Below are 21,135 nucleotides of genomic sequence, written 5' to 3' on the forward strand. Positions count from 1 at the left end.
ATTAGTGAACCTCCCCGGATGCCCGTTGCAGCAACGCGTCGACGACCTTGTCCATCGCCGCGCTGCGCGAGCCTTTAATTAGAATGGTGGTATCGCCCGATTCGCTGCGAAGCGCCTCGATCAGGCTGGCTTGATCGGCGAAATGACGGCCATTGGCACCGTAAGCTGCAACGGCATGCGCCATCAGCGGCCCTACGGCATAGAGCGCATCGACCTTGCCTGCGGCATGAGCGCCGACATCGCGATGGCCCCGCTCGGCCCACTCGCCCAACTCGCCCATATCTCCCAGCACCAGAACGGTGCGGCCGGAGAAGACGGCGAGTATATCGACTGCCGCGCACATGGACAGCGGGTTGGCGTTGTAACTGTCATCGATCACCCGCACGCCGTTCGGCGCCAGGTCAGCCACGGCGCGGCCCTTGACCGGCTGCAGGGATTCCAGGCCAGCCTTGATCCCGACCAGCGGCACACCGAGGGCGTGTGCAGCAGCGGCGGCGGCCAGGGCATTGGCCACGCTGTGCTCGCCGAGCAGGTTGAGCTGGATGCGCGCCTCACCGGCACGGCCGGCCAGGGCAAAACCGGCGCAACCTCGGGCATCGCGCCACAGCTCGGCGGCGTGCAGGTCAGCAGATTGCTCGTGCAGGGCAAAGCTCAGCACCTGGCGCCCCCTGGCGCGGGCCTGCCAGGTGGCGAAGGCCTTGTCGTCACGGTTGAGCACGGCGATGCCCTGCTCGCTCAGGCCTTCGAGAATCTCGCCCTTGGCCTCGACGATCTTCTCCGGACCACCGAACTCGCCGACATGAGCCAGGCCGGCATTGGTGATGATGGCCACCTGCGGCTTGGTCAGGCCAACGGTGTAGGTGATCTCGCCAATATGGTTGGCGCCCAGCTCGATCACCGCGCCGACATGCTCGGAGGCCAGCTCCAACAGGGTCAGCGGCGCGCCGAGGTCGTTGTTCAGGTTGCCACGGGTGGCCAGAACCGGACCATTGAGGCCAGCACGCAGGATGCTGGCGAGCATCTCCTTGACCGTGGTCTTGCCGCTGGAGCCGGTGACGGCAGCTAGCGGCTTGTTGAAAGCCATGCGATTGAGCGCACCGAGCTGGCCCAGGGCGATGCGGGTGTCGGCTACTACCAGCTGCGGCAGCGGCGCATCGGCCACTTCGCGCTGTACCAGAGCGGCGACAGCGCCCTTGGCAGCGACCTCGGCCAGGTAGTTGTGGCCGTCGAAATTCGGCCCGACCAGGGCGATAAACAGCTGGCCGTGGTCGATCTTGCGGCTGTCGGTGGAAACAGCGGAGAACGCCACATCAGCGCCCACCAGATAGCCATCCAGCGCCGGGGCCACTTCGCTCAGCAGCAGCGGCTTAAGCATGGGCGGCCTCCCAGGCCTGCAGGGCCTTGGTGGTTTCATCCAGGTCGGAGAAGGCATGGCGCACGCCGGCAATCTCCTGGTAATCCTCATGCCCCTTGCCTGCCAGCAGTACCACATCGCCGACCTGGGCGGAGGCGACCAGACGAGCGATGGCATCGCCACGGCCATGGACGAACTCGGCGGCCTCGGGCTTGGCGAAGCCGGCACGGATATCGGCGAGGATCTGCGCCGGGTTCTCAGTACGCGGGTTGTCGTCGGTGACCAGCACGGTATCGGCCAGGCGCTCTGCCACGGCCGCCATCAGCGGGCGCTTGCCGCGATCGCGGTCACCGCCACAGCCGAACAGGCACAGCAGACGGCCGGTCACGTGCGGACGCAGGGCCTCCAGCACTTTCTCCAGGGCATCCGGGGTGTGGGCGTAGTCGACCACCACCAGCGGCTGCTGCTGGCCGCCGAAGCGCTGCATGCGGCCGACCGGGCCCTGCAGCTGTGGCAGCACGCGAAGAATCTCGTCCAGCCCGTAGTTCAGGCCGAGCAACGCGCCGACCACGGCCAGCAGGTTGCTCAGATTGAAGCGACCGAGCAGCGGGCTGCGCAGATGGCCTTCGCCCTGCGGGGTGATCAGGCTGGCTTGCACACCGTGATCGTCGAACCGGGCCTCGCGGCAGAACAGGTAGGCGGAGGCATCGCTCAGGCTGTAGCCAATCAGGCGCGACTCGCGCTCTTCGCTCGCCAACTGGCGGCCGAACTCGTCGTCCAGGTTGATCACCCGGCACTTCAGGTCCGGCCAGGCGAACAGCTTGGCCTTGGCTGCGCCGTAGGCCTCCATCGAACCGTGGTAGTCCAGATGATCGCGGGACAGGTTGGTGTACACCGCCACGTCGAAGTCCAGGGCAGCCACGCGGCCCTGGTCCAGGCCGTGAGACGACACTTCCATGGCTACGGCGCGGGCACCAGCCTGTTTCAGGTCGGCCAGGGTGGCCTGCACGGCAATCGGGTCCGGCGTGGTGTGGCGGCCACTCTCCAGCGCATCGAAGAAGCCGGTGCCGAGGGTTCCGACTATGCCGCAGCGCTCGCCCAACAGGTCGAGCGCCTGGGCCAGCAGTTGGCTGACACTGGTCTTGCCGTTGGTACCGGTGACGCCGATCAGGCGCACGCCACGGCTCGGTTCGCCATAGAAGCGCCCGGCGATAGCCGACAGCTGACCGGCCAGGCCCTTGAGCGGCACCAGCTCGGCGCTGCTCGCGCTCATGGCGGCGGCACCTTCGGCCTCATAGGCCACGGCAGTGGCGCCGCGGGCGATGGCATCGGCGATATGCGCGCGACCGTCCTGAGCCAGGCCAGGTACGGCAAGGAACAGGTCGCCCGGGCGCACCTTGCGGCTATCCAGGGTCAGTTCACGGATCAGCGTGGCGCCGCTTGCCTGCGGCAGCAGTTGATTGAGGGGCATGGGCATCAGATTCGCCCTCCCGGGTTGGCGGCCGCGTCGGCAGTCTGCGGCTGCGGCACCGCAACCTGATCGACCGGCGGCGGCAGGTTGTCTGGAGTGATGTTCATCAGGCGCAGCGAGCCGGCCATCACCTTGCTGAAGACGGGCGCGGAGACCAGACCGCCGAAGTATCCCGCCTTGCTCGGCTCATCGATCACCACGAACATGGCGATGCGCGGATTGGAGCTGGGCGCGAAACCAGCGAACATCGAGCGGTAGGCATTGGCGGTATAGCCCTTGGTGCCGACACTGGCCTTACGTGCGGTACCGCTCTTGCCGGAGACGTGGTAACCCGGTACTTGGGCGCGGAACACCCCGCGCGGCGCCTCGATCACTTGCTGCAGCATGCCTTGCAGGGTCTTGGCCACGTCTTCCGGCACCACCTGGGCGCCGACCGGCTTATTGTCCACGCGGGTCATCGACAGCGGCAATACCTGACCGTTGTTGGCCAGGGTGGCATAGGCATGCGCCATCTGGATGGCGGTCACCGATACGCCGTAGCCGTAGGACAGGGTCGCGGTCTCGGCCTTGCGCCACTCGCGATGACTGGGCAGCTCGCCGACACGCTCGCCGGGGAAGCCCAGACCGGTATCCTGGCCGAAGCCGACCTTGCTCATCATGTCGTGGATGGTCTCGCCACCGATGTCGAAGGCGACCTTGCTCATGCCGACGTTGGACGAGTTGATCAGGATTCCGGTCAGGTCCAGCACCGGACCCTGGGTCTTGGACACGTCCTTGATGGTGTAGCGACCGATCTGCAGCGAGCCGGGATATACCTCGACCTTGTCTTCCGGCTTCCAGCGCCCGGTCTGCAGGGCGGCAGCCATGGAAATCGGCTTGACGGTGGAACCTGGCTCGAACACGTCGATCATGGCGCGGTTGCGCATCGCGGCCGGCTGCAGGTTACGACGATTGTTCGGGTTGTAGGACGGCTGGTTGACCATGGCGAGCACTTCACCGGTCTTCACGTCGATCATCACCAGGCTGCCAGCCTTGGCACCCTGCTCGACCAGCGCATTGCGCAGCTCGCGGTGGGCCAGGTACTGCAGGCGCAGATCGATGGACAGCGCCAGGGCCTTGCCGGCCTTGGCGTTCTGGGCAACCTGTACATCCTTAATCAGACGACCACGGCGATCCTTGAGCACCTGGCGCTTGCCCGGCACACCAGCCAGCCACTCCTCGAAGGCCAGTTCAACACCTTCGCGACCGCGATCATCGACATCAGTGAAGCCGACTACGTGGGCAGTCACTTCGCCAGCCGGGTAGAAACGGCGGAACTCCTCCAGGCCGTACACACCCGGCACCTTGAGATCGAGCACGCGCTGGCCCTGCTCAGGGGTCAGGCCGCGGACCAGGTACATGAACTCGCGCTCCTGAGCCTGACTCAGGCGTTGGGCGAATGACTTGGGCTCCTGTCCGAGTGCTGCGGCCAGGTCGACCCAGCGATCCTGCGCCTTGAACAGTTCCTTGCCATTCGCCCACAGGGTAGTCACCGGGGTACTGACGGCTAGCGGCTCGCCGTTGCGGTCGGTGATCAGGCCACGATGCGCCGGGATGGGAATATGGCGCACGCTGCGTGCGTCACCATGGGCCTTGAGGAAATCATGGTCGATCACGTGTAAGTCGACGATACGCCAGGCAATGGCACCCACCATCAGTGCCAGCAGCGCCAACACCAAGCGAAAGCGCCAAGGATAGAGTGCGCCCTCGAGGCCAATCATGGCGCGACCATCCGCACTTCAGCCGGCTCGGGGATACGCATCTTCAACTGGCCGGCGGCCAGGGTCTCGATACGGCTGTGAGCGGTCCATGTACTCTGCTCCAGCACCAGGCGACCCCACTCGGCCTGCACCTTATCGCGCACGCTCAGCTCGGCGTACAGGGCATTGAGCAACTGGCGATTCCAGTGCGCGCTATAAGCCACCGCAACCGCCGACAGCAGCACAGCCCCAAAGAGCAGGCCGAGCAGCAGGCTGCCGGGCGGCAATGGCTTGGCGTACAAACGGCTCACCGCAACTTCTCCGCCACACGCATCACCGCACTGCGCGAGCGCGGATTGGCTTTGAGCTCGACGTCGCCGGCAAAGATCGGCTTACCCAGCAGCCTCAGGCGAGGCTCGAAGGCCTTGGGAATGATTGGCAGGTCGCGCGGCAGATTATCCGCCTCACCTTTCGCCTGGCGCCTCATGAATTGTTTGACGATACGGTCTTCCAGCGAGTGGAAGCTGATCACCACCAGGCGACCACCCACAGCCAGGGTCTCGAGGGCCGCATCGAGGCCGCGCTCCAGGTCACCCAGCTCGTTGTTGACGTGGATGCGCAGCCCCTGAAAGGCACGGGTCGCCGGGTTCTTGCCCTTCTCCCAAGCCGGATTGGCCTCGGTCAGTACCGCCGCCAGATCGGCAGTGCGCTCGAACGGCTTCTGCTCGCGACGCTCGACCACGGCGCGAGCCATGCGCTTGGCGAAGCGCTCCTCGCCGTATTCCTTGAATACCCGGGCGATCTCGTCGGCGCTGGCAGTGGCGATGAACTGGGCGGCGCTGATGCCGGCATCCGGGTTCATGCGCATGTCCAGCGGGCCGTCATTGAGGAAGCTGAAGCCGCGCTCGGCATCATCCAACTGCGGCGAGGAGACGCCGAGGTCGAGCAGCAGGCCATCGACCTTTCCGACCAGGCCCCGCGCGACTGCCTCTTCGCCGAGGTCGGCGAAGCTGCGCTGTACAACGACGAAGCGGCCGTCTTCGGCCGCCAGTGCTTGTCCGCTTGCGATTGCCAGAGGGTCCTTGTCGAACCCGAGCAACCGCCCCTCTGGTCCGAGCCTCTCGAGGATCAACCGGCTATGTCCTCCCCTCCCAAATGTGCCATCCAGATAGCAGCCTTCAGCACGCACGGCGAGGGCCTCGACGGCCTCGTCGAGCAGCACGGTGATATGGCGGAAGCTGCTAGTCATGGTCACAGGATCAGATCGCGGAGGTCGTCCGGCAACGCGCCGGGTTGTTTGATGGCAGCCAGGTCGGCATCTGCAAGCGCATTCCAGGCATCCTCGTTCCACAGCTGGAACTTGTTCAGTTGGCCGACCAGCATCGCGTGCTTGTCCAGGCCTGCATGCGTGCGCAGACGCGGCGGCACGAGAAAGCGGCCACTGCCGTCCAGCTCGATATCCACGGCATTGCCGATCAACAGACGCTGCAGGCGACGGGTCTCTTCACGCAGGGATGGCAGGTCGCGGAGCTTGGCTTCGATCAGCTCCCACTCAGGCAGGGGATAAACACACAGGCAGGGATCTACGGCATCGATGGTCACGATGAGCTGGCCAGAACAACGCGAAACGAGCTCGTCGCGATACCGGCTCGGCATCGCGAGTCGCCCTTTGGCGTCGAGACTGATGGCGTTAGCTCCACGAAACAAGGCTGCGCTTCCCCACTGTATTTAGCTTTCCGTGCCCTTATGACCCACTTTTTTCCACTTTGTGCCACTTCGACACACTATAGAAATGCGTGCACCCCAGCGTCAAGGCGCGAAAATAGGGAAAAATCCTTATAGGACGGAGATTTAGCGAACTAGAGGAGGCTTTGAAGGATGCAAAACAAAGAATCTTGAGAGTGAATTCCCCCAAGGTCAGGGAACTAAACCCCGAACTTAAAGTAACTTCTCAAGAGTAAGAATTTTTCGGTATTGAGGAATGAAGCAGATAGAAGAGAAAGGAGGAGAGTCGATCTGTAAGCCGGGTTCTGTCGAGGACAGTCATTCCTCTACGACGCACATCACTGTACGCCTCTAGCAACCTACCCGGTTCCAGCGCGGGCCACGCCGATGGAACCCTATTTGGTCTTGCTCCGAGTGGGGTTTACCTAGCCACGGACTGTTGCCAGCCGTGCGGTGCGCTCTTACCGCACCTTTTCACCCTTACCGGCGCCGAAGCGCTTAGGCGGTTATTTTCTGTGGCACTTTCCGTAGGCTTGCGCCTCCCAGGCGTTACCTGGCACTCCGCCCTATGGAGCCCGGACTTTCCTCCCCCTTCATGAATGAAGGCAGCGACTGTCCGATCGACTCTCCGCCGCCAAGGGTAACGACCCTAGCGACGCAGGACAAGCTCAAGCATCTCTCTGGCGATCAAGAGCCGCCTGGTACAACAGATTCTTGCGCACCCCGGTGATCTCCGCCGCCAGCGCTGCCGCGCGCTTAAGCGGCAGCTCGGAGAGCAGCAGATCGAGCACCCGCAGGGCCTCGCCGCTAACCGCCTCGTCACCCTCCGGCGCCTGCCAGCCAGCGACTAGGATCACGCATTCGCCACGCTGCTGGTTGCTGTCCGCTGCCACCCAGTCGTGCAGCTCGCCCAGCGGCAGGCCCTTGAGAGTCTCGAAAGTTTTGGTCAGCTCGCGCCCCAACACCGCAGGTCGGTCAGCGCCAAAGATGTCGCGCATATCGGCAAGGGACTCGAGCAGGCGATGCGGCGCCTCGTAATAGATAAGGGTGCGACCATCTTCCCTGACCTGCTCCAGACGCGAACGGCGACCGACCGTCTTGGCCGGTAGGAAGCCCTCGAAGCTGAAGCGATCAGACGGCAGCCCGGCCGCCGACAGCGCGGCGATCAACGCGCACGCCCCCGGCACCGGCACTACGCGAATGCCGACTGCACGAGCGGCGCGCACCAAGTGGAAGCCCGGATCAGAAATCAGCGGTGTGCCGGCATCGGAGATCAGCGCCACGTCCTCGCCAGCCTGCAGGCGCGCCAGGAAACGCCCGCCCTGGTCACGCTCGTTGTGCTCATGGCAAGCCACCAGCGGCGTGGAGATGCCGAAATGCTGCAGCAAGCGCACTGAATGCCGAGTATCTTCGGCGGCGATCAGCGCCACCTGGCCGAGGATGCGCAGCGCCCGCGCACTGATGTCGTCCAGATTACCGATCGGCGTAGCAACCACATACAGCGTGCCGGCAGCAGAAACAGCGGAAGCACTCACGGGCACACCTCGATTACGGAAAGCGCGCATTGTAGCCCGTTTCACGGCACCGACATCGCACCTGCGGCGGTGCTTGGGTACAATCCCGCCTTCTTTATGATCAGTACCAGGAACGTATTAGATGATCGCCTGCCTGCGTCCACTCACCGCTCTCTGCCTCGCCGGCCTGCTCGCTGCCTGTGGCAGCTCGCCCTCGTCCAGCCTGGGCGAGCTGCCGCGCACGCCCCAGGCCAGCATCGATCAACTGCTACAGCAGGCCAGCCAGAGCAAGCCAGAGCAGGCAGCCCTGCTGCGCCTGTCAGCTGCAGATCAGGCTTATCGTCAGCAGGACATCGGCCGCGCCACGCGCATCCTCGACGAGATATCGCTGGACAACCTGAAGCCGGCCCAACAGGTTTTCGCCGCCACCCTCAAGGCCGAGCTGGCCATGGCCCGCAACAAACCCAAGAGTGCCCTGAAGGCCTTGCAACACCCAGGCCTTGAGCGCCTTGCCGAGCTCCCGGTTGAGCAGCAGATCCGCACACAACTGGTCCAGGCCCGCGCCCTCGAGGCGGACGGTCAGATCCTGGCGGCCGCACGCGAGCGCGTTTTCATCGCCCCGCTGCTGTCCGGTGAAGCAGCCACGACCAACCATGAGGATATCTGGAGTCTGGTTTCCAGCCTGCCACAGAGCCAATTGACCAATGCGGGCGACAGCGACCTGGACGGATGGCTAAGCCTGGCCCTGACCAGCAAGAATGCCGGCACCCCGGACCAGCAGCTGGCTGCCATCGACGACTGGAAGAACCAGCACCCGCAGCACCCAGCCGCCGAGCAGCTGCCCTTGCCACTGAGCAAACTGAAGGAACTGGCAGGCCAACCACTGCAGAAAATCGCCCTGCTGCTACCGCAAGAAGGCCAGCTCGCCTCGGTGGCCCGCGCCCTGCGTGACGGCTTCCTGGCCGCCCACTACCAGGCCCAGCAGGCCGGACAGAATCCCCCGGAGGTGCTGCTGTACGACAGTTCGCGCCTATCCTCGCTAGATGACTTCTACCGCCAGGCCCAGACCGACGGCGCACAACTGGTAGTCGGCCCCCTGGAAAAACCCCTGGTCAAGCAACTAAGCGAGCGCCCGCAACTGCCGCTGACCACCCTGGCACTGAACTACAGCGACGCCGGGCGCGAGACACCTGCCCAGCTGTTCCAGTTCGGCCTGGCCGCCGAAGACGAGGCCCGCGAAGTGGCCCGTCGCGCCTGGGCCGACGGCATGCGCAGCGCCGTAGCCCTTGTGCCTCAGGGCGAATGGGGCAATCGCGTGCTCGCCGCCTTCCAGCAAAGCTGGCAGGCCGCTGGCGGCAACCTGATTGCCGCCGAGCATGTCGACCAGCCAGTGGAGCTGGCCCAGCAGATCGCCGATCTGCTCCAACTGCGTCAGAGCGAGGCTCGTGCCAAACGACTACAGAGCACCCTGGGCACCCAGCTGGCCGCCCTACCGTCACGCCGCCAGGACATTGATTTCATCTTCCTCGCCGCCACCCCACAGCAGGCCCAGCAGATCAAGCCGACCCTGGCCTTCCAGTACGCCGGCGACCTACCGGTATATGCCACGTCACACCTCTACACCGGCGGCCAAAATCCGGCGCAATACCAGGACCTGGAGGGCATCCGCTTCTGCGAAACCCCTTGGCTGCTGGACGCAAATGACCCACTGCGCCAACAGGTTGATCAGCAATGGCCGCAGGCTGCAGGCAGCCTCGGCCGCCTGTACGCGATGGGCGTAGACGCATTCCGTCTGGCGCCCCGCCTGGGCCAGCTCAAGGCGTTACCGGACAGCCAGGTCGAAGGTCTTTCCGGCAACCTGAGCCTCAACCAGGCTCAGAGAATCGAGCGCCAGCTGCCCTGGGCCGAATTCCGCAACGGCCAGGTCCAGCGCCTGCCGGACGCCATCAATTAAGAGCACTCAGGACAGTGGTCGCGCTGCCGAACAACTGGCGCGCGACCACCTGCTGCAACATGGCCTGCGCCTGCTGGCGCAGAACTGGACCTGCCGTGGAGGCGAGCTCGATCTGGTCATGCTCGACGGCGATACAGTAGTATTCGTCGAAGTCCGCTACCGCAAGCACACTGCCTGGGGCGGCGCGCTGGAGAGTGTCGACGCCCGCAAGCGCCAACGCCTGATTCTCGCCGCGGAGCTGTTTCTGCAGCGCGAGAGTCGCTGGGGGAAGCAGCCTTGTCGCTTCGACGTGATAGCAATCGGCTCCGGCGATACACCCCTGAACTGGCTACGCAACGCTTTCGATACGTGAATAGGCCCGATCAAGTATTTCTAGTCGCCTCACGGTGCCGCCTTCAGGTACAACCTCGCTCATCGAGCGCCTTGGCGACTTTCGACACTTCCGGCTGTCTCAGCCAGCACACCTAAGGTTTCAGCCCATGGATATGCAATCCCGTATTCGCCAGATGTTCCAGGCCAGCATCGACACCAAGCAGCAAGCCATGGAGGTGCTGGTGCCGTTCATCGAGCATGCCAGCCAGGTGATGGTTCACTCGCTGCTCAACGAGGGCAAGATTCTCTCCTGTGGCAACGGTGGCTCGGCTGGCGACGCCCAGCACTTCTCATCCGAGCTACTCAATCGCTTCGAGCGTGAGCGCCCGAGCCTGCCAGCCATCGCCCTGACGACCGATAGCTCGACCATCACCTCGATCGCCAACGACTACAGCTACAACGAGGTGTTCTCCAAGCAGATCCGTGCCCTCGGCCAGCCGGGCGACGTGCTGCTGGCAATCTCCACCAGCGGCAACTCGGCCAACGTGATCCAGGCCATCCAGGCCGCCCATGACCGCGAAATGGTTGTTGTCGCCCTGACCGGCCGCGATGGCGGCGGCATGGCTTCTCTGCTGCTGCCAGAGGATGTGGAAATCCGCGTACCCTCCAAAGTCACCGCACGCATCCAGGAAGTGCATCTGCTCGCCATCCACTGCCTGTGCGACCTGATTGATCGTCAACTGTTCGGGAGTGAAGAATGACCCGCAATCCGCTGATCCTCGCCACCCTTGCCTTCAGCCTTATCCTAGGCGGCTGCAGCAACCGCAGCATCGGCAACAAGATCGATGACCAGTTCCTCGAACCCAACGTGGCCAGCGCCATCTCCCGCGCCCATGCGGATCTGACCAGCCCGACTTCGCACATCGTGGTCACCTCCTATAACGGCGTGATCCTGCTGGCCGGCCAGTCTCCCCGGGGGGATCTGAAGGAGAAAGCAGGCCAGGCTGCCAATGGCGTACAGGGTGTGAAGAAGCTTCACAACGAGATTCAGATCCTACAGCCCACCAGTGCCCTCGCCCGCAGCAACGACGCGCTGATCACCAGCAAGATCAAGACGATCATGCTGGCCGACAGCAAGGTTCCCAGCGCCAAGGTCAAGGTGGTGACCGAGAACGGCGTCGTCTACCTGCTCGGTCTGGTCACCCGCGCCGAGGGCGCCGCCGCCACCAGTGTGGTGTCGAGCGTGTCCGGCGTGCAGAAGATCGTCACCCTGTATCAGTACACCAACTGATCCGGCGGCATACGAAACTGCGACTGGACAGCCTGTCGCGAACATGAAAAAGGCGATCCTCGGATCGCCTTTTTCATGGCTACTTGACCACCTTCAGACTGGGCCGACCACTGGGCCGTGGCGGCTCACTACCGCCGTCCGGACCATCGTCGTCGGGACCAGCGCCAACTTCCTCATCGTCTACCGGCGGCTCCAGCTCGAAGACCATGCCCTGGCCATTCTCCCGCGCATAGATCGCCAGCATGGCGCCAGTCGGGATGTACAGAGAGTGGGGCACACCGCCGAAGCGACCCTCGAAGCTCACCGCCTCGTTGTCCATGTGCAGGTTACGCACGGCACCGGGCGAGACGTTGAGCACGATCTGGCCATCGTTGGCATAGCCTGCCGGCACACGCACGTCCGGATACTCGGCATTGACCAGCAAGTGCGGAGTGCAGTCATTGTCGACAATCCATTCGTACAGGGCACGCACCAGATAAGGGCGACTGGAGTTCATCTCGGCCTCCTTCGGCTCAGCGCATATCGCGTTCGACGGTGGACAGACTGGCCTGGAAGGCCTCGCGGGCGAACGCCCTTTCCATGTAGTCCAGCAAAGGTTTGGCCGGGCGCGGCAACTCGATACCCAGCCTAGGCAGGCGCCAGAGGATCGGCAGCAGGCAGCAGTCCACCAGACTCATCTCGTCACTGAGGAAGAACTGCTTGTCAGCGAACAGCGGAGATACCCCTGTCAGGCTTTCACGCAGCTCCTTGCGCGCCACAACCTTGTCGGCCTCCTTGGCACGCGGATCAAGGATCTGATCCACCAGCTTCACCCAATCGCGCTGAATGCGATGCATCAGCAGACGACTCTTGGCACGATCGACCGGGTATACCGGCAGCAACGGCGGATGAGGGTAGCGCTCGTCGAGGTACTCCATCACCACGGTGGACTCATACAGTGCCAGGTCACGATCGACCAGGGTCGGCACGCCGCCGTAGGGGTTGGCCTCGGCCAGCTTGGGCGGGCAGCGCCCAGCCTGAACATCAATGATCTCGGCGCTGACGCCTTTCTCGGCCAGCACCAGACGCACGCGATGGGAATAGTGATCGGCAGGGTCGGAATAACAGGCCAGCTTATTGGTCGCGGCCATAGCGCCCCTCCTGGTTTTTTGAAATGGCAGAAACAGAAAAACGCACGCGCCCTTGAGGGGCGCGTGCGTTGACAGCGGTGACGCAGTGTATCAGTGCACGTCCTTCCAGTACTCGCGCTTCAGCAGATAGGCGAATACGAAGAAGAAGGCCAGGTACAGCAGGACGTAGGTACCGATGCGCTGGCTTTCCAGCTTGACCGGGTTGGCCGAGTAGGCGAGGAAGGTCACCAGGTTGTGTACCTTCTCGTCGAATTCGGCTTCGGTCAGCTTGCCAGTATCAGGCACGACAGTCAGCTGGTCGCAGGCTTCGTGCGTGATCGGTGCACCGGTCAGCGGGTCGTACTGCTTCTTCCCGTCCTCGACCACCTGGACCTGTTTGCAACCAACCACCTGGCGCCCCTGAAGGCCGACCAGCACGTTGGGCATACCGACGTTCGGGAATACCTTGTTGTTGGCGCCCAGCGGACGCGTCGGATCTTCATAGAAGGTGCGCAGGTAGGTGTACAGCCAGTCAGTGCCGCGTACGCGGGCAACCAAGGTCAGATCGGGCGGAGCGGCACCAAACCAGACTTTGGCGTCTTCCGGCTTCATGCCGATCTTCATGTGGTCACCGATCTTCGCGCCAGTGAAGACAAGGTTGTCCATCATCAGCTCATGCGGGATGCCGATGTCATCGGCAACACGCTCATAACGCTGGAACTTGGCACTGTGGCAACCCATGCAGTAGTTGGCAAACGTGCGCGCACCATCCTGCAGAGCAGCTTTGTCGGTCAGGTCGATATCGACCTTGTCCAGCTCAACGCCATGGCCGCCAGCGGCAAAGGTGAAGGCCGGCAGAGCAGCGAATACAAATGCAGCAAATAGCTTTTTCATCAGCCAGTCACCCTTTCCGGAACCGGTTTAGTCTTCTCCATCCGGGTGTAGAACGGCATCAGGATGAAGTAGGCGAAATACAGCGCGGTACAGATCTGCGACAGCAGGGTACGACCCGGGGTCGGCGACAGTACGCCCAGCACGCCAAGGATCACGAAGGATACGCAGAACACCAGCAGCCAGATCTTGCTCAGCCAGCCCTTGTAGCGCATGGACTTGACCGGGCTACGGTCGAGCCACGGCAGCACGAACAGCACGGCGATGGCGGCGCCCATGGCGATCACGCCCAACAGCTTGTCCGGCACGGCGCGCAGGATGGCGTAGAAGGGAGTGAAGTACCAAACAGGAGCAATGTGTTCAGGTGTCTTGAACGGGTTGGCCTGTTCGAAGTTAGGCTTCTCGAGGAAGTAACCACCCATCTCCGGGAAGAAGAACACGATGGCGCAGAACACGAACAGGAAGACCACCACGCCAACGATGTCTTTCACCGAGTAGTAAGGGTGGAAGGCAATACCGTCGAGCGGGATGCCGTTCTCGTCCTTCAGCTTCTTGATATCGACGCCGTCCGGGTTGTTCGAGCCAACTTCGTGCAGCGCCAGGATGTGCAGCACGACCAGGCCGAGCAGAACGATCGGCAACGCGATCACATGCAGAGCGAAGAAGCGGTTCAGGGTGATGCCGGAGATCAGGTAGTCACCACGGATCCACTGAGTCAGGTCATCGCCGATCACCGGAATGGCACCGAACAACGAGATGATCACCTGGGCACCCCAGTAGGACATCTGGCCCCACGGAAGCAGGTAGCCCATGAACGCCTCGGCCATCAGGGCGAGGTAGATCAGCATGCCGAAGATCCACACCAGCTCGCGCGGCTTCTGGTAGGAACCGTAGAGCAGACCGCGGAACATGTGCAGGTAGACCACCACGAAGAACGCGGAAGCACCAGTGGAGTGCAGGTAGCGGATAATCCAGCCGAACTCCACGTCGCGCATGATGTACTCGACGGAAGCGAAGGCTTCCTCGGCGGACGGGGTGAAGCTCATGGTCAGCCAGACGCCTGTAAGGATCTGGTTGACCAGCACCAGCAGCGCCAGGGAACCGAAGAAGTAGAAGAAGTTGAAGTTCTTCGGAGCGTAATACTTGCTCAGATGGTCTTCCCACATCTTGGTCGCGGGGAAGCGCGCATCGACCCATTCCATGAACTTATTCATCATGCCTTCTCCTGGTCCACGCCGATGACGATGACTTCATCGGATTCGTAGGAATGCGGCGGAACCGGCAGGTTCAGCGGCGCGGGCTGGGCCTTGTAGACACGACCGGCGAGGTCGTACTTGGAGCCGTGGCAGGGGCAGAAGTAACCGCCGACCCAGTCTGCACCGAGGTCGGCCGGCGCCACCTCCGGACGGAAGGAAGGCGAGCAACCCAAGTGAGTGCACAAGCCGACCAGCACCAGCAGCTCGGGCTTGATCGCACGGGTCTTCTTGTCGACGTACTCCGGCTGCACGGAAGCAGCAGATTCCGGGTCAGCGACGATACTCTCGAGCTTACCCAGATTGGCCAGGATCTCGTCGGTACGACGTACGATGAATACCGGCTGACCGCGCCATTCGGCGATCATCTGCTGGCCAGGTTCGACCTTGGCGATATTCACTTTCACCGGTGCCCCGGCCGCTTTGGCCTTGGCACTGGGGAACCATGACCCCACGAACGGAGTCGCAGCACCCACCGCTCCGGCAGCACCAACCACCGAAGTGGCCGCCACCAGGAAGCGACGCCGGCCTGCATTCACGCCGTCATTGCTCATTCAGTCGTCTCCCATCAGCTTTGTGGCCTGTGGTCAGGCCTCTACTAAGTAATAAATCGGGCCGCACAAAAATTTGCCGAATGGTAAAGAAAAGCCCCTTTTCTGACAAGGCAATTACCGGATACAAAATCGTCGCAGGCCTTGTAGAACGGGCTCTCCACCAATGCGACAGGTTGTCGCATAGAAAACCGATGCAATAAAAAACGCCCAGTTCCAAGAAGGAAACTGGGCGTCTTTGAACGTAGCAGCGAATTAACGCTTGGAGTACTGCGGACGCTTACGCGCTTTACGCAGACCCACTTTCTTACGCTCGACTTCACGGGCGTCGCGAGTGACGTAACCGGCTTTACGCAGCGGGCTGCGCAGGCTTTCGTCGTACTCGATCAGAGCGCGAGTGATGCCATGACGAATGGCACCAGCTTGACCGCTGACACCACCACCGAGAACGGTGACGTAGATGTCGAACTTCTCGGTGGTCTCGGTCAGCTCCAGCGGCTGACGCACGACCATGCGAGCGGTCTCGCGGCCGAAGAAGTTATCCAGGCTGCGATTGTTGATGGAGATGTTGCCAGTACCCGGGCGCAGGAAAACGCGCGCGGTTGCGGTCTTGCGACGGCCAGTGCCGTAGTTTTGAGTCGCCGACATAATGAACTATTCCGTTAAATCTTCAGTTCTTGGGGCTGCTGAGCGGCGTGCGGGTGGTTGGCACCCTTGTACACCTTCAGCTTGCGATACATGTCGCGACCCAGCGGATTCTTCGGCAGCATGCCCTTGACCGCGGTCTCGATCACGCGCTCGGGAGCTTTGGCGATCAGCTTCTCGAAGCTGATTTCCTTGATGCCGCCCGGGAAACCGGAGTGCGAGTAGTACATCTTGTCGCTGGTCTTGGCACCGGTGACACGCACCTGCTCGGCGTTGATCACGACGATGTAGTCACCGGTATCAACATGCGGGGTGTATTCCGGCTTGTGCTTGCCGCGCAGACGGCTGGCGATTTCGGTGGCCAGACGACCCAGGGTCTGACCTGCAGCGTCGACGACATACCAGTCGCGCTTAACAGTTTCCGGTTTTGCAGTAAAAGTCTTCATTCGCTATAGCCTCAGGGGCCGCCCTGAAAATAAGACGGCGGATCTTACTGAATAGTGCTTGCTTTGACAAGGTCAAAGACAGCCGGAAACAGACGCTATCGGGGGCTCGGGTCAGCGCGTCCGCTACGGCGGGGTTTCGGTGGGCTAGGCATCCCCACCTTCCTTCTCATACGGGCTAGGCATCCCCGCTGAGAAAGCCGCGGAATTATGCCGATTGCAGCGAAAATAGCAACCTGCTTTATGCTTGGTCTTTTCGCGTAAACCAAGGAATTACACATGGAATACCGTCAACTGGGTCGCAGCGACATCAAAGTCAGCGCCCTGTGCCTGGGCAGCATGACCTGGGGGGAACAGAACACCGAGGCAGAAGGTTTCGCCCAGATCGATCGGGCCAAAGCCTGCGGGATCAACTTTCTCGATACCGCGGAGATGTACCCGGTACCTCCCCGCGCAGACAGCTACGGCGCTACTGAACGCATCATCGGCAACTACTTCAAGGCACGCAGCAACCGCGCCGACTGGATTCTGGCCAGCAAGATCGCCGGCCCTGGCAATGGCATCGACTACATCCGCGGCGGCCAGCTCAAACACAACCGTGCGCACATAGCCGACGCCCTGAATGAAAGCCTGAAGCGCCTGCAGACCGACTGGATCGACCTGTACCAGCTGCACTGGCCGGAACGCAGTACCAATTTCTTTGGCCAGCTCGGCTATCGCCACCAGGAGCAGGACTTCACCCCGCTACAGGAAACCCTGGAGGCCCTAGGCGAGCAGATCAAAGCCGGCAAGATCCGCCAGATCGGCCTGTCCAATGAAACGCCCTGGGGCACCATGAAGTTCCTGCAGCTGGCCGACAGCCTGGGCCTGGCCCGCGCGGTGTCGATCCAGAATCCCTACAACCTTCTCAACCGCAGCTTCGAGGTGGGTCTGGCAGAAGTGGCGATCCGCGAGCAATGCGGCCTGCTGGCCTACTCGCCGCTGGCCTTCGGCATGCTCTCCGGCAAATACGCCAATGGTGCGCGCCCGGCCAACGCGCGCATCACTCTGTTCAGCCGCTTCTCACGCTACACCAACCCACAGGCCCAGGCCGCCTGCGACCGTTACGTGCAACTGGCCCGCGAGCATGGCCTGGACCCGGCGCAGATGGCCCTGGCCTTCGTCACCCGCCAGCCCTTCGTCACCAGCAACATCATCGGTGCAACCAGTCTTGAGCAGCTGGAGAGCAACCTCGGCAGCCTCGATCTGGCACTCAGCGACGAGCTGCTGGCCGCCATCGAGACCATCCACCGCGAGCAGCCGAACCCCGCGCCCTGAACGAAAAAGCCCGACACTCGCCGGGCTTTTCGCATCGAGCCGCTATTACAGCGAACGGCTGATGATCTCTTTCATGATCTCATTGGTGCCGGCATAGATGCGCTGCACCCGCGAGTCGGCCCAGGCGCGAGCGATCGGGTATTCCCACATGAAGCCGTAGCCACCGTGCAACTGCACGCACTCGTCAATCACCTTGCACTGCAGGTCAGTGCCCCAGTACTTGAGCATCGCTGCGGTCGGCACATCCAACTTCTTGTTCAAGTGCAGCTCCAGACAGCGATCTACGAACACCCGGCCGATCTGCACTTCGGTAGTCATCTCGGCCAGCTTGAAGCGAGTGTTCTGGAAGTCCGACACCGGCCGGCCGAAGGCCTTACGCTCGCGGGTGTAGTCGAGGGTCCACTTGATCGCGGCCTCGGCCGAGGCGATGGCGCCGACGCCAACGGTCAGGCGCTCCTGCGGTAGCTCCTGCATGAGGTAGATGAAGCCCATGCCTTCCTTGCCCAGCAGATTGCCCTTGGGCACACGCACGTCCTGGAAGAACAGCTCGGAGGTATCCTGAGCCTTCATGCCAACCTTCTCCAGGCGCTTGCCCTTGGAGAAGCCCGGAGTGCTGGCATCCACGAGGAACAAGCTGATGCCCTTGGCGCCGCCTTTCGGGTCGGTCTTGGCAACCACGATTACCATGTCAGCCAGCCAGCCGTTGGTGATGAAGGTCTTCGAGCCATTGATGACGTACTCGTCGCCATCCAACACGGCGGTGGTCTTCACGCCCTGCAGGTCGGAACCAGTGCCCGGCTCGGTCATGGCGATAGCGGTGACGACTTCGCCGCTGACCATCTTCGGCAGGTAGTGCTGCTTCTGCTCCTCCGAACCGTAGTGGAGGATGTAGGGCGCGGCGATATCCGAATGTAGAGAGAAGCCCACACCGGTCAGCCCCAGACGTGCCTGCTCCTCGATCACTACGGCACTGTAGAGGAAGTCCGCAGCCATGCCGCCATACTCTTCCGGAATGTGCGAGCAGAGCATGCCGGCCTCTCCGGCCTTGTTCCACAGGGCGCGATCGATGTGACCGTCCTTCTCCCACTGGGCATGGAAAGGCACCGCCTCCTGCTCGAAGAACTTGCGCACGGACTCGCGGAACAGCTCGTGCTCGGAGCTGAACAGGGTTCTTGGAATCATTGTTACACCTGCTTCTGAGTGATCGTTGGGTGTCCACACTCTAGGCCAGCGCCGTTGCCAGGGGCACTGGACACATGCGACAAAAAATAAGACGATCCAGCCACCTGATGACCGTTTAATCACCAACAAGAACAACAAACATGTCGCCTACACGCATCGCCATACTTGCCACCGATGGCGTCTTTGCCGCTACCCTGATGCAGGCCAGGGACTTCTTCCACATGGCTGGCCTGCGCCACGGCAAGCAGCAGGGCCTGGGCCCCACCTCAGCATTTCACATCCGCGTGGTCAGCCCGGATGGTCAGGCCGTGACCAGCTTCAGCGAAGCAGTGATCCCTGTAGATGGCAGCCTGGGCGAGGCCGAGGTAGTGATCCTGCCGGCGTTCTGGGGCGACTTCGACGCCCTATGCCAACGCTGCCCCGAGGTCCTGCCCTGGCTGCGCGAACGGCATGCCGCCGGCAGTGCCATCTGCGGCGAAGCAACCGGGGTGTTCTGGATGGCCCAGGCCGGGCTGCTCGATGGCAAGGAGGCGACCACCTACTGGCGCTTCTTCCGCGAATTCACCGAGCGCTTCCCCAAGGTACTGCTGAACCAGGACAAGCACCTGTCGGACGCCGACAACCTGTACTGCGCCGGCGGTGTCACCTCGGCCTGCGACCTGTACATCTACCTGATCGAGCGCTACTGCGGCGCCGGCATCGCCCAGGGCGTGTCGCGCGACATCCTCTACGAGACCCAGCGCAGCTACAGCCCGGGGCGCATCGGCTTCGGCGGGCAAAAACTGCACCAGGACGTGGCCATCCTGCAGGTGCAGCAGTGGCTGGAAGAGCACTTCGCCGAGAAGTTCCGCATCGAGGACGTGGCGCGCCAGCACGGCATGAGCATCCGCAACTTCATGCGCCGCTTCCAGGCGGCGACCGGCGACAAACCCCTGCACTACCTGCAGCGCCTGCGCATCGAAACGGCCAAGGGCCTGCTCAGCGCCACCCGCAAGAGCATCAAGACCATCAGCTACGAAGTCGGCTACGACGACGCCAGCTTCTTCGCACGCCTGTTCCGCCAGCATGCCGAGCTGTCACCCAATCAGTACCGTCGGCAGTTCCAGCACAAGGAAAGCGCTTGATCACAGGTCACCTGAGTGCAGGCCACCTGATCGCAGGCCGCCTGAAACGCAGAAGGGCTGCCCATGGGCAGCCCTTCTTGCTGGAGCGAATCACCGTTACGGCCTGTGCGGCCGCGACAGGAACTCGTGCGACTGCATCTCCAGCAGGCGACTCAGGGTGCGCTGGAACTCGAAGTTCAGGCGCCCTCCGGCATACAGATCCTTCAACTCCACCTCGGCCGAGATGATCAGCTTGACGTTACGGTCGTAGAACTCGTCCACCAAGTTGATGAAGCGCCGCGCCATATCGTCCTTGGCCACCCCCATCTGCTCGACGTTAGCCAGGATCACCGCGTGGAAGATCTTGCCCAGTTCGATGTAGTCGTTCTGGCTACGCGGGCCGTCGCACAACTCGCGGAACTCGAACCAGGCCACGTCCTCGCAGACCCGCACCGCGTTGATCGGGCGGTTCTCGACGGTCAGCGCCTCGTTTTCCATCGCATGGGTGCAGTCCGGTAGCAGGCTCTTGAAGCTCTGCATGAGGCTGACTTCGGCCTCGGCATCCAGCGGCCAATGGAACAGCTCCGCCTGCTCCAAGGCACGCAGGCGGTAGTCCACGCCACTGTCGACGTTGACCACCTCGGTATGCTCCTTGACCAGGGCGATCGCCGGCAGGAAGCGCGAACGCTGCAGACCATCCTTGTACAGGCCGTCCGGCACGATGTTGGAGGTGGCCACCAGGGTCACGCCGTTCTTGAACAGCTCCTCGAACAGGGTGCCCAGGATCATCGCATCGGTGATATCACTGACGAAGAACTCGTCGAAGCAGATCACCCGCGCCTCATCGGCAAAGCGTTTACCGATGATGGTCAGTGGGTTCCTCTCGCCCTTGAGGGTCTTCATTTCCTCATGGACGCGCTTCATGAAGCGGTGGAAGTGGGTGCGCATCTTCTGCTCGAAGGGCAGCGCATCGAAGAAGGTGTCGACCAGGTAGGTCTTGCCACGACCTACACCGCCCCAGAAGTAGATGCCCTTGACCGGCCCCTGACGCTTCTTGCCAAACAGCTTGCCGAGCAACCCGGAAGACGCCTGGGAATCAGCCACCAGATCGTCGTACAAGCGCTGCAGGTGGCGCACGGCATTTTCCTGCGCGGCATCGTGAAAGAAGTCCGGCCGCTTCAGATCGGCCTGATAACGCTCAAGAGGAGTCATGCTGGGAACTTCGGTAACAAAAACGGGGCGGTCACTTTAGCGACGGCCCCGTTGCTTGGCAATCACGCC

General features: G+C 62.5%; 22 protein-coding genes and 1 other RNA gene. 6 read left to right on the top strand and 17 right to left on the bottom strand.

The features are described 5' to 3' along the window. Position 1: 1 nt before the first annotated feature. The 8 genes from IB234_RS19625 to rsmI all read right to left on the bottom strand — a co-directional run bounded on the left by IB234_RS19625 (position 2) and on the right by rsmI (position 7,854). The gene (locus IB234_RS19625; protein ID WP_192321123.1) at positions 2-1,375 is read right to left on the bottom strand and encodes a UDP-N-acetylmuramoyl-tripeptide--D-alanyl-D-alanine ligase; all 1,374 of its coding nucleotides are present in this window, start codon (positions 1,373-1,375) and stop codon (positions 2-4) included. Then, positions 1,368-2,831 (bottom strand): UDP-N-acetylmuramoyl-L-alanyl-D-glutamate--2,6-diaminopimelate ligase, encoded by a 1,464-nt coding sequence (gene murE / locus IB234_RS19630; protein WP_192321125.1) that lies wholly within the window; start codon positions 2,829-2,831, stop codon positions 1,368-1,370. The genes IB234_RS19625 and murE overlap by 8 nt, the downstream gene beginning before the upstream one ends. Continuing rightward, positions 2,831-4,585, bottom strand: coding sequence for a peptidoglycan D,D-transpeptidase FtsI family protein (locus IB234_RS19635; RefSeq protein ID WP_192321127.1), 1,755 nt, complete (start codon positions 4,583-4,585; stop codon positions 2,831-2,833). The genes murE and IB234_RS19635 overlap by 1 nt, the downstream gene beginning before the upstream one ends. Next, positions 4,582-4,875, bottom strand: coding sequence for a cell division protein FtsL (gene ftsL / locus IB234_RS19640; protein ID WP_192321129.1), 294 nt, complete (start codon positions 4,873-4,875; stop codon positions 4,582-4,584). The genes IB234_RS19635 and ftsL overlap by 4 nt, the downstream gene beginning before the upstream one ends. Then, on the bottom strand, positions 4,872-5,813 hold the full coding sequence (rsmH, locus tag IB234_RS19645; RefSeq protein WP_192321132.1) for a 16S rRNA (cytosine(1402)-N(4))-methyltransferase RsmH: 942 nt from the start codon (positions 5,811-5,813) through the stop codon (positions 4,872-4,874). Before rsmH ends, ftsL begins: the two co-directional genes overlap by 4 nt. Positions 5,814-5,815: 2 nt before the next feature. Beyond that, entirely contained in the window at positions 5,816-6,271 is a 456-nt protein-coding gene (gene mraZ, locus IB234_RS19650; protein ID WP_192321134.1) for a division/cell wall cluster transcriptional repressor MraZ, read from the bottom strand. 296 nt (positions 6,272-6,567) lie between these two features. Next, an RNA gene (rnpB, locus tag IB234_RS19655) (RNase P RNA component class A) lies at positions 6,568-6,917 on the bottom strand. A 40-nt stretch (positions 6,918-6,957) separates the two neighbouring features. Further along, positions 6,958-7,854 (bottom strand): 16S rRNA (cytidine(1402)-2'-O)-methyltransferase, encoded by an 897-nt coding sequence (gene rsmI, locus IB234_RS19660; protein WP_192321136.1) that lies wholly within the window; start codon positions 7,852-7,854, stop codon positions 6,958-6,960. Positions 7,855-7,945: 91 nt separating this feature from the next. Here rsmI and IB234_RS19665 point away from each other — a divergent pair, with 91 nt between their 5' ends. The 4 genes from IB234_RS19665 (at position 7,946) to IB234_RS19680 (ending at position 11,360) form a co-directional block, all read left to right on the top strand. Then, positions 7,946-9,757 (top strand): penicillin-binding protein activator, encoded by a 1,812-nt coding sequence (locus IB234_RS19665; RefSeq protein WP_192321138.1) that lies wholly within the window; start codon positions 7,946-7,948, stop codon positions 9,755-9,757. After that, the gene (locus tag IB234_RS19670) at positions 9,753-10,109 is read left to right on the top strand and encodes a YraN family protein (RefSeq protein WP_192321533.1); all 357 of its coding nucleotides are present in this window, start codon (positions 9,753-9,755) and stop codon (positions 10,107-10,109) included. Before IB234_RS19665 ends, IB234_RS19670 begins: the two co-directional genes overlap by 5 nt. A gap of 127 nt (positions 10,110-10,236) precedes the next feature. Then, the gene (locus IB234_RS19675) at positions 10,237-10,830 is read left to right on the top strand and encodes a phosphoheptose isomerase (RefSeq protein ID WP_192321141.1); all 594 of its coding nucleotides are present in this window, start codon (positions 10,237-10,239) and stop codon (positions 10,828-10,830) included. Then, complete coding sequence (locus IB234_RS19680; protein ID WP_192321143.1) at positions 10,827-11,360, top strand: BON domain-containing protein; 534 nt, start codon at positions 10,827-10,829, stop codon at positions 11,358-11,360. The genes IB234_RS19675 and IB234_RS19680 overlap by 4 nt, the downstream gene beginning before the upstream one ends. A gap of 79 nt (positions 11,361-11,439) precedes the next feature. Here the strand turns inward: IB234_RS19680 and IB234_RS19685 are convergent, their stop codons facing one another. From IB234_RS19685 to rplM, 7 genes are all read right to left on the bottom strand, one after another. After that, complete coding sequence (locus IB234_RS19685) at positions 11,440-11,856, bottom strand: ClpXP protease specificity-enhancing factor (protein WP_192321145.1); 417 nt, start codon at positions 11,854-11,856, stop codon at positions 11,440-11,442. A 16-nt stretch (positions 11,857-11,872) separates the two neighbouring features. After that, a complete protein-coding gene (locus IB234_RS19690) occupies positions 11,873-12,490 on the bottom strand; it encodes a glutathione S-transferase N-terminal domain-containing protein (protein WP_192321147.1) in 618 nt (205 codons plus the stop codon). A gap of 90 nt (positions 12,491-12,580) precedes the next feature. Beyond that, a complete protein-coding gene (locus IB234_RS19695) occupies positions 12,581-13,363 on the bottom strand; it encodes a cytochrome c1 (protein ID WP_192321149.1) in 783 nt (260 codons plus the stop codon). Beyond that, a complete protein-coding gene (locus IB234_RS19700; protein WP_192321152.1) occupies positions 13,363-14,574 on the bottom strand; it encodes a cytochrome b in 1,212 nt (403 codons plus the stop codon). Before IB234_RS19700 ends, IB234_RS19695 begins: the two co-directional genes overlap by 1 nt. Further along, the gene (petA, locus tag IB234_RS19705; RefSeq protein WP_192321154.1) at positions 14,574-15,167 is read right to left on the bottom strand and encodes a ubiquinol-cytochrome c reductase iron-sulfur subunit; all 594 of its coding nucleotides are present in this window, start codon (positions 15,165-15,167) and stop codon (positions 14,574-14,576) included. The genes IB234_RS19700 and petA overlap by 1 nt, the downstream gene beginning before the upstream one ends. 252 nt (positions 15,168-15,419) lie before the next feature. Continuing rightward, complete coding sequence (gene rpsI, locus IB234_RS19710; protein WP_076428183.1) at positions 15,420-15,812, bottom strand: 30S ribosomal protein S9; 393 nt, start codon at positions 15,810-15,812, stop codon at positions 15,420-15,422. A gap of 14 nt (positions 15,813-15,826) precedes the next feature. Beyond that, on the bottom strand, positions 15,827-16,255 hold the full coding sequence (rplM, locus tag IB234_RS19715; protein ID WP_043309119.1) for a 50S ribosomal protein L13: 429 nt from the start codon (positions 16,253-16,255) through the stop codon (positions 15,827-15,829). Between the two features lie 276 nt (positions 16,256-16,531). On the opposite strand from rplM, the gene IB234_RS19720 reads away from it, so the two are divergent. Further along, entirely contained in the window at positions 16,532-17,569 is a 1,038-nt protein-coding gene (locus IB234_RS19720; protein ID WP_192321157.1) for an NADP(H)-dependent aldo-keto reductase, read from the top strand. A gap of 45 nt (positions 17,570-17,614) precedes the next feature. Here the strand turns inward: IB234_RS19720 and IB234_RS19725 are convergent, their stop codons facing one another. Then, a complete protein-coding gene (locus IB234_RS19725) occupies positions 17,615-18,751 on the bottom strand; it encodes an acyl-CoA dehydrogenase family protein (protein ID WP_192321159.1) in 1,137 nt (378 codons plus the stop codon). 221 nt (positions 18,752-18,972) lie between these two features. On the opposite strand from IB234_RS19725, the gene IB234_RS19730 reads away from it, so the two are divergent. Next, positions 18,973-19,875 carry a GlxA family transcriptional regulator gene (locus IB234_RS19730; protein WP_192321535.1) on the top strand — a complete coding sequence of 301 codons (903 nt, stop codon included), beginning with the start codon at positions 18,973-18,975 and terminating at the stop codon, positions 19,873-19,875. Between the two features lie 96 nt (positions 19,876-19,971). On the opposite strand, the gene zapE is transcribed toward IB234_RS19730, so the two are convergent. Further along, the gene (gene zapE, locus IB234_RS19735) at positions 19,972-21,066 is read right to left on the bottom strand and encodes a cell division protein ZapE (RefSeq protein ID WP_192321161.1); all 1,095 of its coding nucleotides are present in this window, start codon (positions 21,064-21,066) and stop codon (positions 19,972-19,974) included. Positions 21,067-21,135 lie beyond the last annotated feature (69 nt).

The organism is Pseudomonas sp. PDM16, assembly GCF_014851865.1.
Lineage (GTDB): Bacteria > Pseudomonadota > Gammaproteobacteria > Pseudomonadales > Pseudomonadaceae > Aquipseudomonas.

Coding starts and splice junctions, on each gene's coding strand:
- IB234_RS19720 (WP_192321157.1), top strand. CDS start 16,532: ATGGAATACCGTCAACTGGGTCGCAGCGACATCAAAGTCAGCGCCCTG.
- IB234_RS19725 (WP_192321159.1), bottom strand. CDS start 18,751: ATGATTCCAAGAACCCTGTTCAGCTCCGAGCACGAGCTGTTCCGCGAG.
- IB234_RS19625 (WP_192321123.1), bottom strand. CDS start 1,375: ATGCTTAAGCCGCTGCTGCTGAGCGAAGTGGCCCCGGCGCTGGATGGC.
- IB234_RS19635 (WP_192321127.1), bottom strand. CDS start 4,585: ATGATTGGCCTCGAGGGCGCACTCTATCCTTGGCGCTTTCGCTTGGTG.
- IB234_RS19665 (WP_192321138.1), top strand. CDS start 7,946: ATGATCGCCTGCCTGCGTCCACTCACCGCTCTCTGCCTCGCCGGCCTG.
- IB234_RS19680 (WP_192321143.1), top strand. CDS start 10,827: ATGACCCGCAATCCGCTGATCCTCGCCACCCTTGCCTTCAGCCTTATC.
- IB234_RS19695 (WP_192321149.1), bottom strand. CDS start 13,363: ATGAAAAAGCTATTTGCTGCATTTGTATTCGCTGCTCTGCCGGCCTTC.
- IB234_RS19690 (WP_192321147.1), bottom strand. CDS start 12,490: ATGGCCGCGACCAATAAGCTGGCCTGTTATTCCGACCCTGCCGATCAC.
- rsmI (WP_192321136.1), bottom strand. CDS start 7,854: ATGCGCGCTTTCCGTAATCGAGGTGTGCCCGTGAGTGCTTCCGCTGTT.
- IB234_RS19685 (WP_192321145.1), bottom strand. CDS start 11,856: ATGAACTCCAGTCGCCCTTATCTGGTGCGTGCCCTGTACGAATGGATT.
- IB234_RS19730 (WP_192321535.1), top strand. CDS start 18,973: ATGGCTGGCCTGCGCCACGGCAAGCAGCAGGGCCTGGGCCCCACCTCA.
- rpsI (WP_076428183.1), bottom strand. CDS start 15,812: ATGTCGGCGACTCAAAACTACGGCACTGGCCGTCGCAAGACCGCAACC.
- petA (WP_192321154.1), bottom strand. CDS start 15,167: ATGAGCAATGACGGCGTGAATGCAGGCCGGCGTCGCTTCCTGGTGGCG.
- rsmH (WP_192321132.1), bottom strand. CDS start 5,813: ATGACTAGCAGCTTCCGCCATATCACCGTGCTGCTCGACGAGGCCGTC.
- rplM (WP_043309119.1), bottom strand. CDS start 16,255: ATGAAGACTTTTACTGCAAAACCGGAAACTGTTAAGCGCGACTGGTAT.
- murE (WP_192321125.1), bottom strand. CDS start 2,831: ATGCCCATGCCCCTCAATCAACTGCTGCCGCAGGCAAGCGGCGCCACG.
- IB234_RS19700 (WP_192321152.1), bottom strand. CDS start 14,574: ATGAATAAGTTCATGGAATGGGTCGATGCGCGCTTCCCCGCGACCAAG.
- IB234_RS19675 (WP_192321141.1), top strand. CDS start 10,237: ATGGATATGCAATCCCGTATTCGCCAGATGTTCCAGGCCAGCATCGAC.
- zapE (WP_192321161.1), bottom strand. CDS start 21,066: ATGACTCCTCTTGAGCGTTATCAGGCCGATCTGAAGCGGCCGGACTTC.